Raw genomic sequence first — 1,019 nt, 5'->3', positions numbered from 1 at the left:
TGAGGGCACCCCGCACGAACGCATCCAGGACGCCATCGACCGCCTCAAAGCACTCGTTGGCGTCATCCCCGGACTGCGGTCCCTTGAAGCCGGTATCGACATCGGCACCGGCAACTTCGACTTCGGTCTCATCGCTGAACTCGACGACCGCGCCGCACTCGACGCGTTCTCCACTGATCCCCGACACCTGGACATCGCCATGGACATCCTGACCTTCAGGGAGCCCAAAGACATCGCCATCCTCGACTTCGAGCACTGACACTCCCGAACAGGGGCTGCCATCCACCATTTAGCAGTCCCTGTTCGGCATCGATGTCACTGGAGCGATGATTCAACTCAGGAGACAACACGATGAGGATCTTCAAGTCCGCAGTCTGACTGCACTTGTTCTGACCCATGACGATTCCTGCAGCGAGATCGATGACGATCCTCGAGTCCAGAGTCGCGTTGAGGTGCGTTGCCTTATTGGAAAAACAGGATCTGCGCATTGCCAAGCGCACGGACCGGGAGGCCTCCTGCGCGAAGACCCGTGCAGCGTCGACAACTTCCGGGGGAAACCCGTCTGCAGTACCGGAGTACAGGTTAAGACCGCGGTCCGCTTATTAGGACATTTCTACGATGTCGACGTCGTCGCTGTAGTGAAACGCACGCCGAATACCGATTCGTATCGGTAGCACCCAGACAACGGTCGCATCCTGGGTGAGAACGTCAACAACTGCTTCGTAGGGCAGCTTCTTCGCCTCGTGCACCGTGACCCGGTCGTGGGGTCGCAAGCTACCCCAGTCCTTACGTGCTGTAGGGGCGGACAGACTGGTCCGTGAAGGATGCATATCCGGCTCGCTGCGCCGCGGGTGGTTTTTTGTCATGCTGACCTGCCCTTCTGTGGATCGCATTTTTGTATGGAGTACGTTTCGGCTGCTGCCCTCAGGCCGGGGTGACGACGAGGAGGAGGTCTCCGCCCTGGGCGGGTATGGCGTTGGTGAAGGCGATGCGGTCGATGGTGCCGTTGATGGGGGTGG

General features: G+C 59.6%; 1 protein-coding gene. It reads left to right on the top strand.

Going from position 1 to position 1,019, the window contains the following annotated elements:
• Positions 1-259: Dabb family protein (locus CXQ97_RS18545; protein ID WP_146069729.1), on the top strand; the 259-nt coding region annotated here is incomplete at its 5' end.
• Between the last annotated feature and the right edge of the window lie 760 nt (positions 260-1,019).

Source organism: Arthrobacter sp. B0490 (genome assembly GCF_002929355.1).
GTDB lineage: Bacteria > Actinomycetota > Actinomycetes > Actinomycetales > Micrococcaceae > Arthrobacter_D.
Note: the sequence above shows the minus strand (reverse complement) of the source record. Positions and strands in the feature narration are given on the sequence as shown.